This is a genomic window from Ochrobactrum sp. PL_is501 (genome assembly GCF_055816895.1).
Genome location: NZ_JBVPGR010000036.1, coordinates 376,721 through 393,971 on the forward strand (window position 1 = coordinate 376,721; position 17,251 = coordinate 393,971).

Annotated in this window: 15 protein-coding genes and 1 riboswitch; of the genes, 11 read left to right on the forward strand and 4 right to left on the reverse strand. The window is 59.0% G+C overall.

The window, feature by feature from the left end:
- Positions 1-106: 106 nt before the first annotated feature.
- On the reverse strand, positions 107-2,230 hold the full coding sequence (locus tag AC0TOF_RS15170; RefSeq protein WP_473768872.1) for a putative bifunctional diguanylate cyclase/phosphodiesterase: 2,124 nt from the start codon (positions 2,228-2,230) through the stop codon (positions 107-109).
- Between the two features lie 234 nt (positions 2,231-2,464).
- Positions 2,465-2,621: riboswitch (TPP riboswitch) on the forward strand.
- A gap of 86 nt (positions 2,622-2,707) precedes the next feature.
- On the opposite strand from AC0TOF_RS15170, the gene thiD reads away from it, so the two are divergent.
- The 8 genes from thiD to AC0TOF_RS15210 all read left to right on the forward strand — a co-directional run bounded on the left by thiD (position 2,708) and on the right by AC0TOF_RS15210 (position 8,711).
- Complete coding sequence (gene thiD, locus AC0TOF_RS15175) at positions 2,708-3,583, forward strand: bifunctional hydroxymethylpyrimidine kinase/phosphomethylpyrimidine kinase (RefSeq protein ID WP_473768969.1); 876 nt, start codon at positions 2,708-2,710, stop codon at positions 3,581-3,583.
- The gene (locus AC0TOF_RS15180) at positions 3,583-4,575 is read left to right on the forward strand and encodes an FAD-dependent oxidoreductase (RefSeq protein WP_473768873.1); all 993 of its coding nucleotides are present in this window, start codon (positions 3,583-3,585) and stop codon (positions 4,573-4,575) included. Before thiD ends, AC0TOF_RS15180 begins: the two co-directional genes overlap by 1 nt.
- Positions 4,572-4,769: a sulfur carrier protein ThiS gene (thiS, locus tag AC0TOF_RS15185; protein ID WP_122003105.1), complete on the forward strand. Its 198-nt coding sequence runs from the start codon at positions 4,572-4,574 to the stop codon at positions 4,767-4,769. Before AC0TOF_RS15180 ends, thiS begins: the two co-directional genes overlap by 4 nt.
- Before the next feature lies 1 nt (position 4,770).
- Positions 4,771-5,541, forward strand: coding sequence for a thiazole synthase (locus AC0TOF_RS15190; protein ID WP_473768874.1), 771 nt, complete (start codon positions 4,771-4,773; stop codon positions 5,539-5,541).
- A complete protein-coding gene (locus tag AC0TOF_RS15195) occupies positions 5,541-6,149 on the forward strand; it encodes a thiamine phosphate synthase (protein WP_473768875.1) in 609 nt (202 codons plus the stop codon). Before AC0TOF_RS15190 ends, AC0TOF_RS15195 begins: the two co-directional genes overlap by 1 nt.
- Before the next feature lie 119 nt (positions 6,150-6,268).
- Complete coding sequence (locus AC0TOF_RS15200) at positions 6,269-7,249, forward strand: ABC transporter substrate-binding protein (RefSeq protein WP_473768876.1); 981 nt, start codon at positions 6,269-6,271, stop codon at positions 7,247-7,249.
- Positions 7,246-7,941, forward strand: a complete 696-nt coding sequence (gene tenA, locus AC0TOF_RS15205) for a thiaminase II (protein WP_473768877.1) — start codon at positions 7,246-7,248, stop codon at positions 7,939-7,941. Before AC0TOF_RS15200 ends, tenA begins: the two co-directional genes overlap by 4 nt.
- On the forward strand, positions 7,938-8,711 hold the full coding sequence (locus AC0TOF_RS15210) for an ABC transporter permease (protein ID WP_473768878.1): 774 nt from the start codon (positions 7,938-7,940) through the stop codon (positions 8,709-8,711). Before tenA ends, AC0TOF_RS15210 begins: the two co-directional genes overlap by 4 nt.
- Before the next feature lie 97 nt (positions 8,712-8,808).
- Here AC0TOF_RS15210 and AC0TOF_RS15215 read toward each other — a convergent pair whose 3' ends face one another.
- On the reverse strand, positions 8,809-10,242 hold the full coding sequence (locus AC0TOF_RS15215; RefSeq protein ID WP_473768879.1) for an aldehyde dehydrogenase family protein: 1,434 nt from the start codon (positions 10,240-10,242) through the stop codon (positions 8,809-8,811).
- 524 nt (positions 10,243-10,766) lie between these two features.
- Between AC0TOF_RS15215 and AC0TOF_RS15220 the strand changes: the two genes are divergently transcribed.
- On the forward strand, positions 10,767-12,572 hold the full coding sequence (locus AC0TOF_RS15220) for an ABC transporter ATP-binding protein (protein ID WP_473768880.1): 1,806 nt from the start codon (positions 10,767-10,769) through the stop codon (positions 12,570-12,572).
- A 259-nt stretch (positions 12,573-12,831) separates the two neighbouring features.
- The gene (locus AC0TOF_RS15225; RefSeq protein WP_122003097.1) at positions 12,832-14,742 is read left to right on the forward strand and encodes an LTA synthase family protein; all 1,911 of its coding nucleotides are present in this window, start codon (positions 12,832-12,834) and stop codon (positions 14,740-14,742) included.
- On the opposite strand, the gene AC0TOF_RS15230 is transcribed toward AC0TOF_RS15225, so the two are convergent.
- Together AC0TOF_RS15230 and AC0TOF_RS15235 are read right to left on the reverse strand one after the other, a co-directional pair.
- Positions 14,739-15,761 (reverse strand): LacI family DNA-binding transcriptional regulator, encoded by a 1,023-nt coding sequence (locus AC0TOF_RS15230; protein WP_473768881.1) that lies wholly within the window; start codon positions 15,759-15,761, stop codon positions 14,739-14,741. The two genes, AC0TOF_RS15225 and AC0TOF_RS15230, sit on opposite strands and share 4 nt — an antisense overlap.
- A gap of 121 nt (positions 15,762-15,882) precedes the next feature.
- Positions 15,883-16,272, reverse strand: a complete 390-nt coding sequence (locus AC0TOF_RS15235; protein WP_473768882.1) for a DUF779 domain-containing protein — start codon at positions 16,270-16,272, stop codon at positions 15,883-15,885.
- A 123-nt stretch (positions 16,273-16,395) separates the two neighbouring features.
- Between AC0TOF_RS15235 and AC0TOF_RS15240 the strand changes: the two genes are divergently transcribed.
- The gene (locus AC0TOF_RS15240) at positions 16,396-17,241 is read left to right on the forward strand and encodes a heme-binding protein (protein WP_473768883.1); all 846 of its coding nucleotides are present in this window, start codon (positions 16,396-16,398) and stop codon (positions 17,239-17,241) included.
- The last annotated feature ends 10 nt before the right edge of the window (positions 17,242-17,251 follow it).

Sequence of the window (17,251 nt, forward strand, 5' to 3'; positions counted from 1 at the left end):
AGTTGCTCCTTAAATAGTCCTTCCCACCGTTGGAAGGTCAAGCCCTTTTCGAAACAAGGTCCGCTATATATTACGGCATCCGCTCACGCAGGTTAGGCAGACGGCTCTAAATCGGCAATGTGTTATGCGCCGCGACCAGTCCCAGCCCTGCATTGCTGCGATTGGCGATAAAGGACTGCACGTCGCCGGCGGGCATCGGACGGCCCGTGAGGAAACCTTGCACCTCGCCGAAACGTTCGGTCTTCAGGCGCTCAAGCTGTTGCGCGGTTTCCACGCCTTCTGCCGTGGTGACAATGTTGAAACCCGCCCCAAGCGTCGCGACCGCCTGAATGATGGCCAGATCGCGCGTATCGACCTCAATTCCGGAAACGAAACTGCGATCGATCTTGATCTTGTCGAACGGGAATGAACGCAGATAGCTCAGCGACGAATAACCGGTTCCGAAATCATCCATCGCAATGCGAACGCCCAGCCGACGCAGTTCGAACAGCAGCTCGATATTGTTCTTGCTGTTCGACAGGAAGACCGATTCCGTGATTTCAAGCTCAAGCCTGTCTGGCGACAGGCGCGCCGCTTCCAGCGCGTCCTTGACCGATTGCAGGAGCGTGGTCTGGCTGAACTGGACCGGCGAGAGATTGACGGAGACCTTGATGTCCTCCGGCCACAGCACCGCTTCCCGGCATGCCGCCCTCAAGACCCAATCGCCAATCGGCCCGATCAGCCCGGTTTCTTCCGCCAAGGGGATGAATTCGGCGGGCGAAACCATGCCGCGATCCGGATGACGCCAGCGGATCAGCGCCTCGAAGCCGGAAATCCTGCCGCTTTCCAGGTTGAATATCGGCTGATAGTGAAGCTCGAACTGTCCATCCAGCAGCGCCTGCCGAAGCTCGCCGGTCATGACGTGACGCTTCTCGGCTGCCAGACGCAGCGAGTGCTGATAAAAACGGAATGTGCGGCGTCCGCCGGATTTCGATGCGTAAAGCGCGAGATCGGCGTTACGCATCAGCGCATCGGGCGTATCGCCGTGCAGCGGCGCTTGAGCAATGCCCATGCTGCAGGTGACAAATTCCGAATTGCCGACCAGTTTGAACGGGTCCTGAAAAGCCGAAAGAACGCGGTCGGCGAACATGGCGACCTGCCCCAGCGTTCCGCTACGATAAACGATGGCAAACTCGTCGCCGCCCAGCCGGGCGATGAACTCGTCCGAAGTCGTGATCCGTTTCAGGCGACGCCCCACTTCCTGCAAAAGCTGGTCGCCCGCCTGATGGCCGATACTGTCGTTGATGTTCTTGAAATGATCGATGTCGAGATAGAACAATGCGAAAGGCTCGCAATCCCCGCCCTTTTTCAGCATGCTTTCGACATGATGGGCAAAATAGGCCCGGTTCGGCAGGCCGGTGAGGCTGTCATGCATGGCGATATGCGCCATGCGTTCCTCGATCTCGCGCCGCTCGGTTATGTCTTCCAGAAGGCCGATCAGATAGCGGGGTTCATTGCCCTCGATCGGCGGGATCGAGCATTTTATGATACGCATCGTGCGGGAAGTGCCGTCCTTGCGCAAAATCTTGCGCTCGACGTTCAATACGTCCCGGCGGCGCATCGTCGTGCGATCCTGCTGCCTGATGATAGCGGCCTCCCCCTCGGGGAAAAGATCGAGGTCGGTGGAACCGATGGCTTCGTCTATCGGCTGGCCGCTCGCCGCCGATGCGGCCTGATTGTAGAGCACGTAGCGGCCATCGTCGTGCATGTCCTTGACGAACACGCCGAGCGGCAAATTGTTGACGAGGCTGTCCAGCAAGGTCTGTGCGTGGCTGGCCTGACGGTTGGCTTCCGCGAGTTCCGTCCTGTCCTGGACAATGGCGAGAATCGCTTCCTTGCCGTCGAACAGCACCTGGCGCCCGTAAGTGAGAACCTCAATAATCTCGCCATTGGCGCGCAGATGCTGCCAGCGCTCAGGCCGTTCAAGGTCGCTGCGGTCGCGAATGGCGGCAAGCATCCGGTCCCGCTCGGTTTGCGGGCGAATATCGAGCACGGTCATGGCCGGGATTTCGTCGGCTGTATAACCGTACAGCCGGTATGCGGCGTCATTCATCACGATGAAGCGCAGCGTCTGCGGGTCATAGACCCACATGGGTGTCGGATGCGTCGTGAAAAGAATGCGGAAGTCCTGTTCGGACGTGCGCGCCATCGTACCTTCCGCCGAAGCCGAAGCGCCCCCCCGCTTCTTCATCGCATACCCCTCATCCTACTGATCCTACAGGTTTATACAGATCCACTCCACGAGCAGACCGTCTCGTTTGTTAGCACTATGAGCAACCCGATTCAGATGCACCCCGAGCCTAGATTAAAGCTGAGAATTTTAATAAACCATATACAAATTGCGGGTCGATTTAAGGATTTTCTTTAAAACGAGACTTTTTCCATCGCTTGACCGGCTTCAACTTCCGTCCTATGCCTACAGGTGCAAAATTCGTTGGGGTGCCTTCGAAGCAGGATCAGGAAAAGCGCTGAGCGGTTTTCCGTCCGATCTTGCGACAAAAGAGGCTGAGAGGCGCTGATCGCGTCAACCCATTGAACCTGATCCGGGTAATACCTGCGTAGGGAACGGAGTTTGGCGCGTCGCGGACGGGGCAAGGCCCCAGATGGAGTCTCGGCTCCGATCAGGTTCATGACGTCTCATCTTCCGTTCGGAATGAGAGACGGCATGATGGACCAAAAGAACAGTTTCTCCCGAACCAAATCAACGAGCGATCCGTCGCGATCCGTACCCATCTGCGTGACCATTGCCGGTTCCGACAGCGGCGGCGGCGCGGGCATACAGGCCGACCTCAAGACGTTTTCGGCGCTTGGTGTTTATGGCGCGAGCGTCATTGCCGCCGTAACCGTGCAGAACACCTGCACGGTGAGCGCCGTGCACGACATCCCGCCCGCCATCGTCGCCGGGCAGATCGACGCCGTTTTCAGCGATCTTGATGTTGCCGCGGTGAAGATCGGCATGGTTTCCGTGCCTGAAACCATCGACGCCATCGCGCGCGGCCTTGCACATTTTTCCGGCCCCGTGGTTGTCGATCCGGTGATGGTGGCAAAATCCGGCGACCGGCTTTTGAGCGAAAATTCCATTGCGCTTCTGCGCCAGAAACTCATTCCGCTGGCCACATTGCTGACACCCAACCGACCCGAAGCCGCCTGCCTTCTCGACACGGAGACCGCGCGCGACGACGGCCAGGCGGAGGAACAGGGCCGTGCTCTGCTGGCGCGCGGAGCGAAAGCGGTTCTGATGAAGGGCGGGCATGCGGAGGGCGAGGTCTGCGTCGATCTGCTGGTGCGCCGCGACCGTCCGACCCTGCGGATCGAAGCGCCGCGGGTGCTGACCGCCAACACCCACGGCACCGGCTGCACGCTTTCCTCGGCTATAGCCGCAGAGCTTGCCAAGAACCTGCCGCTGGAAAAGGCGGTGCTTTCGGCCCATGCCTATCTGCAAGGCGCAATCCGCGCTGCCGACAGCCTGAGGATCGGCCACGGCCATGGGCCGGTGCATCATTTCCATGACCTCTGGAAGGCCGCAAAAGAGGAGGCGGTGTGATGCGCGTCACCATCATTGGCGCCGGTGTTGCGGGCCTCGCCTGCGCTACTGAATTCAACGACCAAGGCCATGCCGTGACCGTGATCGCCCGCAGCCCGCAGATCGGCGCGGATTGCTGTTCGTGGCTTGCGGGCGGCATGCTGGCACCATGGTGCGAGGGCGAAAGCGCCGAGGAGCCGGTGGTGCGGCTCGGGCAGGAAGCAATCGGCTGGTGGGAAAAGCATGTCAGCGGCGTCAGGCGCGAAGGCACGCTGGTTCTTTCGCATGATCGCGACATGAGCGAGCTGCGCCGCTTCGCCCGCCGGACAGAAGCCTTCGACACAATCGATCAGGGCCGCATCGATGCGCTGGAACCCGATCTCGCCGGGCGCTTCCGGCAGGGACTGTTCTTCGCGGGCGAAGGCCATCTCGATCCGCGCAAGACATTGATCGAGCTTGCCGAAAGATTGCAGCGCAAAGGCGTGATCTTTCACCTGGGGCAGGACGCCAAAGACGTGCAAATCGACGCGGACATCACCGTCGATGCGCGCGGTCTTGCCGCCCGCGATACCCTTTCCGATCTGCGCGGAGTCAAGGGCGAAATGCTGGTGGTCCGCTCGCGTGACATCAACCTTTCGCGCCCCGTGCGCCTGCTGCATCCGCGCATTCCGCTCTACATCGTGCCGCGCGGCGATGGCGTGCACATGATCGGCGCGACCATGATCGAAAGCGATGAGCGGGGCGGCATCAGCGTGCGCTCGACGCTGGAACTCTTGAGCGCTGCCTATGCGCTGCATCCGGCGTTCGGCGAGGCGGAAATACTGGAAGTGGGTGTCGATGCGCGCCCGGCCTTTCCCGACAATCTGCCGCGTGTGCGCCGGCGAGGCGAAACCATCTATGTCAACGGGCTTTACCGCCACGGCTTCCTGCTCTCGCCTGCGGTTGCGCGCATGGCGGTTGCGGCAGCGACCGCGCCCGAAACCATGCCCGAATTTGTGGAGGATTGTGCATGACGATCGTGCTGAACGGTGAAGTCATCACCACGAAAGCCGCCAATCTGGCGGCGCTGCTCGCCGAAATCGAACTGGATGAAGCGGTCGTTGCAACGGCACTGAACGGCGAGTTCGTGGCGAGCGACGAGCGCGGTGAAACCCCGATCAGCGAAGGCGACCGTATTGAAGTGCTCGCCCCGATGCAGGGAGGCTGAGATGCTGGAATTTTATGGAAAACAATTCGAAAGCCGCCTGCTTCTGGGCACGGCGCAATATCCCTCGCCTTCTATCCTCGCCGAAAGCGTCCGCGCCTCAAAGACCGAAATCGTGACGGTTTCGCTCAGGCGCGAAAGCGGCAACATGCGTGCCGGTCAGGACTTCTGGACGCTGATCAAGGAAATGGGCGTATCCGTCCTGCCCAATACGGCAGGCTGTCACACGCCGCGCGAAGCGGTGACCACCGCCAAAATGGCGCGGGAAATCTTCGGCACCAACTGGATCAAGCTCGAAGTGATCGGCGATCACGACACATTGCAGCCCGATCCGTTCGGACTGGTGGAAGCCGCCCGCATTCTCTGCGACGACGGCTTCGAGGTCTTTCCCTATATGAATGACGATCTGGTCGTCGCGGAGAAACTTCTTGAAGCCGGTTGCAAGGTGCTGATGCCGTGGGGGGCGCCCATCGGCTCGGGCCGCGGCCTCAACAACCCTTATGCGCTGAAAACCATGCGGGCGCATTTCCCCGATGTTCCGCTGGTGGTGGATGCAGGCATCGGCGTACCGTCCCATGCAGCCGCCGCCATGGAACTCGGCTTTGACGCCGTGCTCATCAACACCGCCGTCGCCAAGGCGGGCGATCCGGCCGCCATCGCCCGCGCTTTTGCGCTGGCCGTCGAAGCCGGTCGCATCGCCTATGAAGCCGATCCGATTGAAGCCCGCGACATGGCCTCTCCCTCCACTCCCCTTATCGGAAAGGCTTTTCTCTAATGGCCCTCGATCCGTTCTACCCGATCTTTGACAGCGCCAACTGGTGCGAGCGTCTGGTGCCGCTTGGCATCAAGCTGGTGCAGTTGCGCATCAAGGACAAAGGCGAGGCTGAATTGCGCGCTGAAATCCGTGCGGCTCGCGACATATGCCTTGCCCATGACTGCCAGCTTATCGTCAACGACTACTGGAAACTGGCTATCGAGGAAGGCTGCGATTTCATCCATCTGGGTCAGGAAGACCTCGATGATGCCGATCTCGATGCGATCCGGGAAAGCGGCCTGAAGCTCGGCGTTTCCAGCCACGATGAGGCGGAACTTGGCCGCGCAATGGCGCTGAAGCCTGATTATATCGCGCTCGGTCCCGTCTATCCGACCATTTTGAAAAAGATGAAATGGCACGAACAGGGACTGGATCGCGTGCGCGAATGGAAAGCGGCACTTGGCGATATCCCGCTTGTCGGCATCGGAGGCATGAATGTGGACCGCGCGCCGGGCGTGTTCGAAGCAGGCGCCGATATCGTTTCCGTTGTCACCGACATCACCCTTAACCCCGATCCGGAGGCCCGCGTGCGGCAATGGATCGAAATTACACGGCCCCATGTAATCTAAAGCGTGTCGCGTTTTATCGTAGTCATACGACACGCTTTAAGTTTTTGTCTTAACGCATGTCTTTATCCCAAAACCGGTTCCCACTTTTGGGAGACATGCATTAGTTTCTGGAGGAAACATTGAAAAAACTGGTTTTTGCAGCGCTCTTCAGCGCCACGGCTTCGTTCGCCCTGATTTCAGCTCAGGCTGCGCAGGCGAACGATAAATTCAAGCTCATCCTCGACTGGTATGTGAATCCCGATCACGGGCCGATCATCGTCGCCGACAAGCTCGGCTACTTCAAGGATGCCGGTCTCGATGTCGATATCGTGGCTCCGGCGGATGCGTCGGTGCCGCCCAAAATGGTTGCCGCCGGACAGGCGGATCTGGCGATCTCCTATCAGCAGCAGGTGCATCTCGATGTCCATGCCGATATTCCGCTGATCCGGGTCGGCACTCTGATCGATTCCCCGCTCAACTGTCTGATGACCCGCGATGACGGGTCGGTGAAATCGATCGCCGATCTGAAGGGCAAGAAGATCGGCTTCTCGGTTGCAGGCGTCGAGGAAACGGTGCTCGGCACGATCCTCAAGAAGCACGGTATCCAGCTCTCGGACGTCGAGCTGATCAATGTGAATTTCTCCCTCGCGCCATCGCTCATGTCGAAACAGGTCGATGCGGTGATGGGTGCCTATCGCAATGTCGAACTGAACCAGATGGCCGTCGAAGGCGTGCCGGGCAAATGCTTCTTCGTCGAGGAGGAAGGCGTGCCGGTCTATGACGAGCTGGTCTATGTCGCCAATTCCGCCAGGCTCGACGCCGCCGAAAAAGACCGGATTTCGCGCTTCCTGGCTGCGACCGAAAGGGCGGCGCAATATATCGTCAATCACCCCGAACAGAGCTTCGATGTGTTCGCGTCCTACAGTTCGGAACTGAATGACGCGCTGAACAAGCGCGCCTGGAAAGACACCGTCGCCCGTTTCTCGCGCTCGCCTGCCAGCGTCGATCATGGGCGCTGGAGCCGCTACGAGGCCTATCTCAAGGAAAACGGTCTCGTGCCTTCGATCCTGCCCGTTGAAAAATTCGCCACTGACGTAAACGCTGAAGGGAGCAAATCATGACCATGCCGCAACCGCATTATTCATCCGAACTGTTCACCCGCCTGCGCGCCGCGACGCTTGGCGACTGGAAGCCCTATATCGATCATGACTTCGTGCGCGGGCTTGGCGACGGCACACTGCCGAAATCGGCGTTCCTGCATTATCTGCGGCAGGACTATGTCTATCTGCACCATTATGCCCGCGCCTTCGCGCTTGGCGTCGTGAAGGCCAATACATTGCAGGAAACCCGGCTCTGCGCCCAGATCATGCACGGTCTGGCGGTGACGGAACTGCCGCTTCATGTCGGTATCTGTGCGCGGGAAGGCATCAGCGAGGACGACCTGTACGCGACGAAGGAAGAGCCGGAAAACCTCGCCTATACGCGCTATGTGCTCGACTGCGGACAGGCGGGCGATTTCCTCGATCTCTTGACCGCGCTTGTGCCCTGCGCCCACGGCTATGGCGAGATCGGGCTTAACCTTGCCGCCACGGCCACGGCGGGAACACCCTATCAGGAGTGGATCGATACCTATGCCGGGGCTGATTATCAGGAGATGTGCCACACGGTCGGCCGGCTTTTCGATCAGGCTGCAAAGGACCGCATCGGCGGCGATTTCGAGAAAAGCCCGCGCTGGCCAAAACTCTGCCAGATCTTTGCGACGGCAAGCAGGCTTGAAGCCGATTTCTGGAGCATGGGCCTAAAAGCTGCATGACGAGCGCGCCTCTTCGTTCCCGCAAAAAACGCATCGCCGACGGGTTCCTGTCGGCGGTTGCCGTGATTGGCCTGTGGCAGGCGGTAGTGACGGTCTGGCAGATGCCGCGCTTCATCCTGCCCGGTCCGCTCGATGTCGTGCAATCGCTCATCGCCAATGCGCAGCTGATTGCCGGCAATGCCATTGTGACATTCGGCGAAGTGCTTGGCGGGCTGTTGCTCGGCGCTGCGATTGGCGTCCTGACCGCCATCGGCCTGATGATGTCGCCGCTGGCGCAGCGGCTTGTCATGCCGGTGATGGTGTTCAGTCAGGCAATCCCGATCTTTGCGCTTGCGCCGATCCTTACGCTCTGGCTCGGCTATGGCCCCGCATCGAAGATCGCCGTTACCATTCTGATGATCTTCTTTCCCGTCGTTTCCACCTTTCTGGATGGAATGCAGCGCACCGACCGGACCCTGATCGATGCCGCTGAAAATCTGGGGGCCGGGCGGATGCATATTCTTTTCAGCGTGCGCATACCGGCGGCGTTCCCGTCGCTCGCCTCGGGCCTGAGCCTCGCAAGCGTCTATGCACCGATTGGCGCCGTGGTCGGCGAATGGGTCGGCGCTTCGAAAGGGCTTGGCTATCTGATGCTGCTTGCCAACGGCCGCGCCAAGGTGGACCTCATGTTCGCGAGCCTTTTCGTGCTCGCGGCCTTCACCATGCTTTTACATGCGACGGTTTCATATTTTGCGCGCAAGCTTGCCGCATGGCCCCGCAAAACCACATGAAAACCCCGTGAAAAAACCGGCGGTCGCCCGCCGGTTTTCGCATTCATCGAGATCATCAGGCCAGAATCGTCAAGCCAGAATCGTCAGGCCAGAATCATCAGGCCAGCGTATAGGCCGTCTTGACCGTGGTGTAGAACTCAGCCGCATAGCGACCCTGCTCACGTGGGCCAAAGCTCGAACCCTTGCGCCCGCCGAACGGCACATGGAAATCGACGCCTGCCGTCGGCAGATTGACCATCACCATGCCCGCTTCCGAATTGCGCTTGAAGTGGGTCGCATGTTTCAGGCTCGTCGTGCAGATGCCCGATGACAGGCCGAAATTCGTATCATTGGCGGTGGCAAGCGCTTCTTCGTAATCCTTGACGCGGATGACCGAGGCGACGGGGCCGAAGATTTCCTCGCGGCTGATGCGCATCTGGTTGGTGGCTTCCGTGAACAGCGCAGGCTGGAGATAGAAGCCCGGCGTTTCGCGGTTGAGGCGCTCGCCGCCAAAGGCAAGCTTGGCGCCTTCCTTGCGACCGATCTCGATATAATCCATGTCCTGCTTGAGCTGGCTCTCATCGACCACCGGGCCGATATGCGTGCCCTGCTTCAGCGCATTGTCGACCGTCACGGTCTTCAGCTTTTCGATTGCCGCGGCGACGAACTTGTCGTGAATGCCTTCCGTCACGATGATGCGCGAGGACGCCGTGCAGCGCTGGCCGGTGGAGAAGAAGGCCGAATTGACGACCGATTCCACGGCGACATTGAGATCGGCGTCATCCAGAACCACGACCGGGTTCTTGCCGCCCATTTCGAGCTGGAAGCGACGATTGTGCTCGATGGAAGCCGCCGCAACGCGCTTGCCCGTGCCGGTCGAACCGGTGAAAGTGACGGCATTGACGTCGGCGCTGTCCAGAATGGTCTGGCCGACCACCGAACCCTTGCCCATGACGAGATTGAGAACGCCCTTTGGCAGACCGGCGCGATGCAGGATATCGACAATCGCCCAGGAGCAACCCGGCACGAGGTCAGCCGGCTTGAATACGATGGTGTTGCCGTAGCAAAGCGCTGGCGCGATTTTCCATGCCGGAATGGCGATCGGGAAATTCCATGGCGTGATGATGCCGACAACGCCGACCGGCTCCCGCGTGACCTCAACGCCGATGCCCGGACGCGCCGACGGCAGAACTTCACCGGCAAGGCGAAGGCACTCGCCTGCGAAGAAATCGAAAATCTGGCTGGCGCGGATGGTTTCGCCGATACCTTCGGCCAGCGTCTTGCCTTCCTCGCGCGACAGGAGACGGCCAAGCTCGTCCTTGCGGGCGAGAATTTCATCGGCGGTCTTGCGCAGGATGGCGTGGCGCTCCAGAATGCCGGAACGAGACCAGGCCGGGAAAGCGGCTTTCGCGGCGGCGATAGCCGTCTTGGTGTCGTCGGCGGTCGCCCGCGCATAGGTTCCCACGACATCATTGGTGTCCGAAGGATTGATGTTGGCGATCCCGTCACCGCCGACCCATTCGCCCGCAATCAGATTTTGATGTACTGTCATGGAACTCTCCCTGTGCGCCGCAAGGCTCTGATATATCTCAGGATGACCCTTCACCCATGAGCGGCGGAATTGCAAGGCCGGAGCCGTCCTGTAACGAAAAAAGTGAAAATAAGTGGCGCCGCCCGGCCCGGAAAGGGCCGTCTTGCAAATTTGTCACAGTCAATGACCAGTTGGAAAAATTGTCATTTTGCGGCTTGGCAAATCTTTTTGCTCATTTATTGTGCACCCATCCGCAACACTGGCAAGAGGTATGAGATGCGTGTCTATTACCCATTCCCGATGGTGCCCAGTGTTCGCGCGGGCGCTTCCAAGCTTTAAGTCCTTGGCCCGCGATGCAGGCTAAGGCCTGAACGCCCTCCCTAAAAGGGCACATTCCAAAACTTCCAAATTTGCCGCAGCCATTACCGGCTGCTTGTTTTGTCTTTGTTTTCACGCATTGTCCGACGCCAAACCGCTTCGCACTTTTGCTGAAAATGCTTTTAAAGGAACCAGAATCCGCCCAAACGCGGCCTGGTATTGTAGATATGACTCGGTTTCGCATAGATTTCCGGGGACCTGCCTTCCGCAACGTCCTCGGCTACACATTCGGCCACTGGCGAAGTCAGCCCTTGCGGCTGACGCTGATGATAATCGGCATGCTGCTCGCAACAGCCGCAGATGTCTTGACCCCGCTCTATTCGGGCCGGCTGGTCGATGCGCTTTCATTGGGTAGTGACGGCGCATGGGATGCAGCCATTCACGCGCTGATTGTCCTGCTTGCGCTGGGTGCGCTGGCGCTGATTACGCGCCAGCTGACCTTCTATGTCATCACGGACTTCAGCTTGAAAATCATGAGCGACATGGCGGCAAGCTCGTTCCGCAAGCTGCAACGGTTTTCGACCGACTGGCACGCCAATGCCTTTGCCGGATCGACGGTCCGCAAGGTTTCGCGCGCCATGTGGGCGCTCGACCTGCTCAACGATACGCTGATCGTGGCCCTCCTGCCTTCGATCCTGATGCTGCTCGGCTCGGTCGCGCTTCTGTCGTGGTACTGGCCGCTGATGGGCTTGCTGGTCGCCATCGGCTCGGTGCTGTTCATCGTCTGCACCATCGTGATCTCGCTCGGCTTCGTCGCGCCTGCCGCGACGCTTGCCAATAGCTGGGACACGCGGATGGGCGGTGCTTTGGCCGATGCGATTTCGTGCAATGCCGTCGTCAAGGCATTCGGCGCGGAATCCCGCGAAGATGTGCGTCTTGCCAAGGTCGTGACCAAGTGGCGCGGCCGCACACGCCGCACATGGCTGATCGGCACGCTGAATGGCTTCATTCAGGGTACGAACCTTCTGGTGATGCGCGGCGTGGTCATTGCCTTTGCGCTCTATCTGTGGAGCCAGGGCAAGGCGACGGCGGGCGACATCACCTTCGTCCTGACCGCCTTCTTCATGCTGCAAGGCTATCTGCGCGATGTGGGCATGCATATCCGCAACCTGCAGCGCTCGGTCAACGACATGGAGGAACTGGTCGACATCGAAGCACAGCCTTACGGCATTGCCGACAAGCCGAATGCACCGGCGATAAAGATCGGAAATGGCGAGATCACTTTCGATCAAGTCACCTTCCATTACGGCAATCACGATGCGGCTCTCTATCGCGACTTCTCGGTCAAGATAGAGGCTGGCGAGCGTGTCGGTCTGGTCGGTCATTCGGGTTCGGGCAAGACGACCTTCGTCAAGCTGATCCAGCGGCTTTACGATGTCAGCGGCGGCGCGATCCGGATTGACGGGCAGAACATCGCCGATGTCACGCAGGCATCGCTCAGGTCGCAGATCGCCATCGTGCAGCAGGAGCCGATCCTGTTTCACCGGACGCTGGCCGAGAACATCGCCTATGCCCGCCCCGGCGCGACGCAGGCGGAGATCGAGGAGGCCGCAAAGCTTGCAAGCGCGCACGACTTCATCAGCCGTCTGCCGAAGGGCTATGCAACGCTTGTCGGCGAACGCGGCGTGAAGCTGTCGGGTGGCGAGCGCCAGCGTGTGGCGATAGCGCGCGCGTTTCTGGCGGATGCACCGATCCTCATTCTGGATGAGGCCACATCGAGCCTTGATTCAGAATCGGAAGTGCTGATCCAGCAGGCGATGGAACGGCTGATGGTTGGCCGCACGACGCTTGTCATCGCACACCGGCTTTCGACGGTTCGCGCGCTCGACCGGCTGCTGGTTTTCGACAAGGGCAAGATCCTTGAAGAAGGCGATCACGACGCGCTTATCCGCAAGCCGGGCGGCATCTATCGCCGCCTGTTCGAACGGCAGGCGCTGGAACTGACCAAGGGGCTGGAAGACGTCATTTCGTAATCCGCTCCGCTATGTTGCCCCGCAATGTGGCGATGGACAGGGCCGGAGCGATCCGGCCCTGTTTTCATTTCATATTCATTTGTATTTACGCATGTTTTTAACCCTGACGGGCGCCCGCTTTCGGCAGACACGCTCCATTCATCATCCATTCAGATCACGGCGCGTATCACTCGCGACCCAAGCGCGGGTCAAACGTGAGTTGACATTTCCATGACGGAAATGTGACACGCTTTTTGAAATTATCGGGAGTTGCGAGTACATGTCGGATGTGATGGAAAACGCAGAGACGCGTCGCTGGAGCGATGCGGCGATTTTCGGGCCCGCCCGCATGGCGTGGCCCCTGCGCTTTGCCGCAATCGCACTTGCCTCCGTCGTTCTCTCAACCCTGCTTGTCTTTGCCGTCGAATGGATCGTGCGCGGCTCGTTCACCGAAACGATGCAGTTCTTTCGCACGCCGCACAAGCCCGCATGGACGACCGTGGCGCTTTTCGTCGTCATGCTCACCGCAAGCGACGCGATTTTCGGGCGCATTCATTACGGCTTTTTCGTCATCGGCCCCATGATGCTGCTTGCCGCCACAACGGCGCGCGAAAAGAGCCTCTATCTTGGCGACCCGCTCTATCCGAGCGACTTTCTCTATGCCCGCCAGATCGTCGACCTGCTGCCGCTTCTGGTGCGCGACCGGCCATGGAGCGCTCTGGGCATCGGCCTGCTGCTCATCGCCTGCCTGGCGCTGATGGTGTCCGTTACCCTGTTCTGGTGGCGGCGCTTCGATCCCATTCCGTGGAAGGGGCGCATGCTGCGCCTTGCCTTCGCGCTGCCGCTGCTGGCCTGGTTCGCGGTGATTTCCGACTATGCGAGTTTTTCGCTGGCGCGGGACCGTCTGCGCATCCTGCCCATCATGTGGGACCAGAAGGAAAATTACGCGCATAACGGCTTCACCATGGCCTTCATCCTGAATGTGCCGATGGCAACCGTCTTCGCCCCTGACGGCTATTCGCCCGAGACAATCGCCGCCATCGAACCGCCAGCGCAGCTGATCCCTGCCGCCTTCGACAGCAGCAAGCCCGACGTCATCATGGTGATGAGCGAATCCTTCTGGGACCCGACGCGCCTTCCGGGCGTGGCTTTCAGCGCCGACCCGATCCCGACAGTGCGTGCGGAACAGTCCGGCCATGTTTTCTCGCCGGAATTCGGCGGCATGACCGCCAATGTCGAATTCGAGGCGCTGACTGGATTTTCCAAGGCTTTCCTGCCTTCCGGCAGCATTCCCTATCAGCAATATATTCGCCGCCCGCTGCCGTCGCTGGCAAGCTTCTTCAAGGATCAGGGCTATGCCACGCGGGCGATCCACCCCTATCGGCAGTGGTTCTGGAACCGCGGCCCCGTCTATGAAAACATGGGCTTCGACCGGTTCATGTCGGAAGAGAACATGCCGCCGCTGGAAAAGCGCGGCGCGCTGGCATCGGATGCGGCCCTGACCGATGAAATCATCCGGGAGGCTGACGCCACCGACGCGCCGTTCTTCTTCTTCGCGGTTTCCCTTCAGGGACACGGCCCCTACGAAACCAACCGTTATCCGGATTCCAGACTTGATGTGCAGACCGACGCCAGCGAGCATACGCGCCAGTCGATCCGCTCCTATTCGCAAGGCGCGATGGATGCCGATGCAAGCCTTGCGCGGCTGATGGAATGGGCGTCCAGGCGTGACCGCGAAACCATTCTGGTCTTCTTCGGCGACCATCTGCCCCCGCTCGGCCCCGTCTATGTCGAGACCGGATTCATGCCAAACCGGGTTGCAAGCCGCACGGCGCCTGCCGCCGACATGATGTTGCAGCACGAGACGCCGCTTGTCCTGTGGTCAAACAAGCGTGGCGCGGAGCGGGGCACCGGCACGATCAGCCCGGCTTTCCTGCCGCTGCATATTCTGGACATGGCCGGGATGCAGCATCCCTATTACACCGGCTTCCTGCGCCAGTTGCACGAGCAATACCGGGTTGTCGATAATCATGCGGTTTTCGACCGGTCGGAAAACGCCGAGGAAGGCTGGCAGCAACGGCCGCCCTTCCCGCCGCTGCTCCGCGACTACCAGATGCTGCAATATGACATGATCTTCGGCAGCAATTATGCGCGGGAGCGGTTCTTCCCCGCGCATCCCGCGCAGAGCTAAATCGGTGCCTTGCCGGAAGACTGGCGGATGATGAGCTTGTAGTCGATCCGCCGCGAAGCTGATGCATGGCCGGTTTCGATCTGCTTCAAAAGCATATCCGCCGCATCGCGGGTCATCTCGAAAATCGGCTGGCGGACGGTGGTGATCTGCGGCGAGACCATACTGGCAATGGCGCTGTCATCGAAACCCACGACCGTCAGCTGATCCGGCACAGCGATGTTACGGTCATAAGCGACCTGCATGACGGCAGCCGCCATATCGTCATTCGACGCAAATACGGCAGTGGGCGGCTCGGCGAGCGACAGCAGCTTTTCTCCCGCCGCAAGCCCACTTGCAAAACTGAAGCCGCCCTGCACCTCATAATCCGGATTGCGCTCGATCCCCGCCTCCTGCAGCGCTCGCCGATAGCCAGCAAGACGCAGTTCAGCCGAACGGTGCGTCGGATCGCCAATGACGATGGCGATCCGGCGGTGGCCGAGTTTCAGAAGATATTCCATCAGATCTGCGGCAGCGGCCTCGTCATCGATGGTGACGCTGTCGGTCGGGTGCACATTCACGTCGCCTGCAACGCGGGCGAAGGGCATTGCAGAGGCGCTCAATTCGGCAAGAATTTCAGGATCGTCCGACATGGGCGGGGTCACGATAATGCCGTCAAGGCCGGAAGCATGCGCCGTTTCGATCAGCGCGCCGCGAATATCATCGCGATTTTCGACCGGAAAGATCAGCAGACGGTATCGTGTGTCACGCAACCGTTCCAGCGCCCCCATCTGCAATTCGGTGACATAGCTGGCGCTCGGATTTTCGAAGAAAAGACCGATCAGGTGAGAACGGCGTTCGACAAGGTTTCGGGCCGCGGCATTGGGACGGTAACGCAGCTCGCTTCCGGCCTGCCGGACCTTTTCGCGAATGGCCTCGCGCACATTCGGTTCGTCATTATAGACACGTGAAACTGTCTTGATCGACACGCCGGCAAGGCGCGCCACATCATGTATCGTTGCTCGTTTTCCTGCTGCGGCCATGTCGGATCGTCTCCCTCCCCTCCGATCTATCCTTCTGTTTTCACGCATTATCCGACGCAAAACCGCTTCGCACTTTTGCTGGAAATGCTCTAACCGCTTCGCCGCAAAACGAAAAGAGAAATCAGGGAATTGAGCAGACCCGCGAGCGCGTCAGAAACCGGACTTCGCGCCCATTGTCGAGGGAAAACATGCCGCCGCGTCCGGGAACGACATCGATGATGAGCTCGGTGTGCTTCCAGACTTCATATTGCGGACCGCTGATATAGACCGGCGCGCCACCGACTTCTCCGAGTTTCACGTCCGTATCACCGACGATGAATTCGCCTTGCGGATAGCACATCGGCGATGATCCGTCGCAGCAACCGCCCGACTGGTGGAACATGATCGGCCCATATTCGGCCTGCAACTCGCGGATAAGTTCGAGCGCCGCCGGCGTGGCGCTCACCTGCCTCTTAGCATTCCCTGAAATATCCTCAGCCATAGCCTCCTCCATCAGGTTGCTGACTCGCATCACTTATCAGGAATAATTTATACTGTATATATTAACAATATAATCCTGTAAATACTGTCGTATATAAATTTTTAAAATAGAATATAAAACAATAAATGTATTTATAATTAAAAGGAAAGCAAAATGGACGAACTCCATCATGAACAAGCTTCGCCAATTTTTGCCGCTGCAGACGATCCCCTCGGACCTCTTGCCGACTTGCCCGGAACCTGGACCGGATTTGGTTACAATGTAATAGGACTTCCTGATTTCCACGATCGGAAATCTTTTCGTGTTTTGATCAATGCCACCTCCGAGACACTGACCTTTCAGCCAACACAAACTGTTGTAAATCGCGGAGACAGTCAGGATGACATATCTCTGGCGGGCGTGACCTACCTTCAAACAATAAACGATCAGAGCACGGGACAGCGCATCCACATCGAACCCGGCATCTGGCTGAACATACCGGCGACCACAAGTCCTCCCGGGGGGCCATCTGTCGTACGTCAGTCGAGCATTCCGCACGGTACGACCCTGCTTGCACAAGGCACGTCATATACCGATGATCAAGCGCCATACATCCCTTCAGCATCACCCCTGGCGCGTCCTGTGCCGGGGGGACCTCCCCTCACAATCGGATACAATGCCCCGTATCGTGCTGGACCATTTCCCGGTGGGTATGATCCAGACGATTTGAACAAACCGCTGAAAGATGTGCTTCACCAGCAGATCAATATAGAAAAAATGGTGTGCCAGTCCAATACTGCCCTTAGCGTAAGCACGATACCCTTTGGCGGCATATCCAACATTCCGTTTCTCAGAACCAATGCAGAAGCAATTGACACGACGGCAACATTCAACATTGAACGAATGGTGACGCGAAATGGAGTAAAATTTCTACAATTGCAGTACACGCAAACTGTAAATATTATATTTGGTGGTATTATATGGCCTCATATTTCCGTCGCTACACTAACTAAAAGATAAATATACTTTG

Bases quoted from the DNA above. Each gene is read 5' to 3' on its own strand.
- AC0TOF_RS15235 (WP_473768882.1), bottom strand. From the start codon at position 16,272: ATGCGAGTCAGCAACCTGATGGAGGAGGCTATGGCTGAGGATATTTCA.
- AC0TOF_RS15195 (WP_473768875.1), top strand. From the start codon at position 5,541: ATGGCCCTCGATCCGTTCTACCCGATCTTTGACAGCGCCAACTGGTGC.
- AC0TOF_RS15225 (WP_122003097.1), top strand. From the start codon at position 12,832: ATGTCGGATGTGATGGAAAACGCAGAGACGCGTCGCTGGAGCGATGCG.
- AC0TOF_RS15180 (WP_473768873.1), top strand. From the start codon at position 3,583: ATGCGCGTCACCATCATTGGCGCCGGTGTTGCGGGCCTCGCCTGCGCT.
- AC0TOF_RS15230 (WP_473768881.1), bottom strand. From the start codon at position 15,761: ATGGCCGCAGCAGGAAAACGAGCAACGATACATGATGTGGCGCGCCTT.
- thiD (WP_473768969.1), top strand. From the start codon at position 2,708: ATGGACCAAAAGAACAGTTTCTCCCGAACCAAATCAACGAGCGATCCG.
- tenA (WP_473768877.1), top strand. From the start codon at position 7,246: ATGACCATGCCGCAACCGCATTATTCATCCGAACTGTTCACCCGCCTG.
- AC0TOF_RS15210 (WP_473768878.1), top strand. From the start codon at position 7,938: ATGACGAGCGCGCCTCTTCGTTCCCGCAAAAAACGCATCGCCGACGGG.
- AC0TOF_RS15170 (WP_473768872.1), bottom strand. From the start codon at position 2,230: ATGAAGAAGCGGGGGGGCGCTTCGGCTTCGGCGGAAGGTACGATGGCG.
- AC0TOF_RS15190 (WP_473768874.1), top strand. From the start codon at position 4,771: ATGCTGGAATTTTATGGAAAACAATTCGAAAGCCGCCTGCTTCTGGGC.
- AC0TOF_RS15215 (WP_473768879.1), bottom strand. From the start codon at position 10,242: ATGACAGTACATCAAAATCTGATTGCGGGCGAATGGGTCGGCGGTGAC.
- thiS (WP_122003105.1), top strand. From the start codon at position 4,572: ATGACGATCGTGCTGAACGGTGAAGTCATCACCACGAAAGCCGCCAAT.
- AC0TOF_RS15220 (WP_473768880.1), top strand. From the start codon at position 10,767: ATGACTCGGTTTCGCATAGATTTCCGGGGACCTGCCTTCCGCAACGTC.
- AC0TOF_RS15240 (WP_473768883.1), top strand. From the start codon at position 16,396: ATGGACGAACTCCATCATGAACAAGCTTCGCCAATTTTTGCCGCTGCA.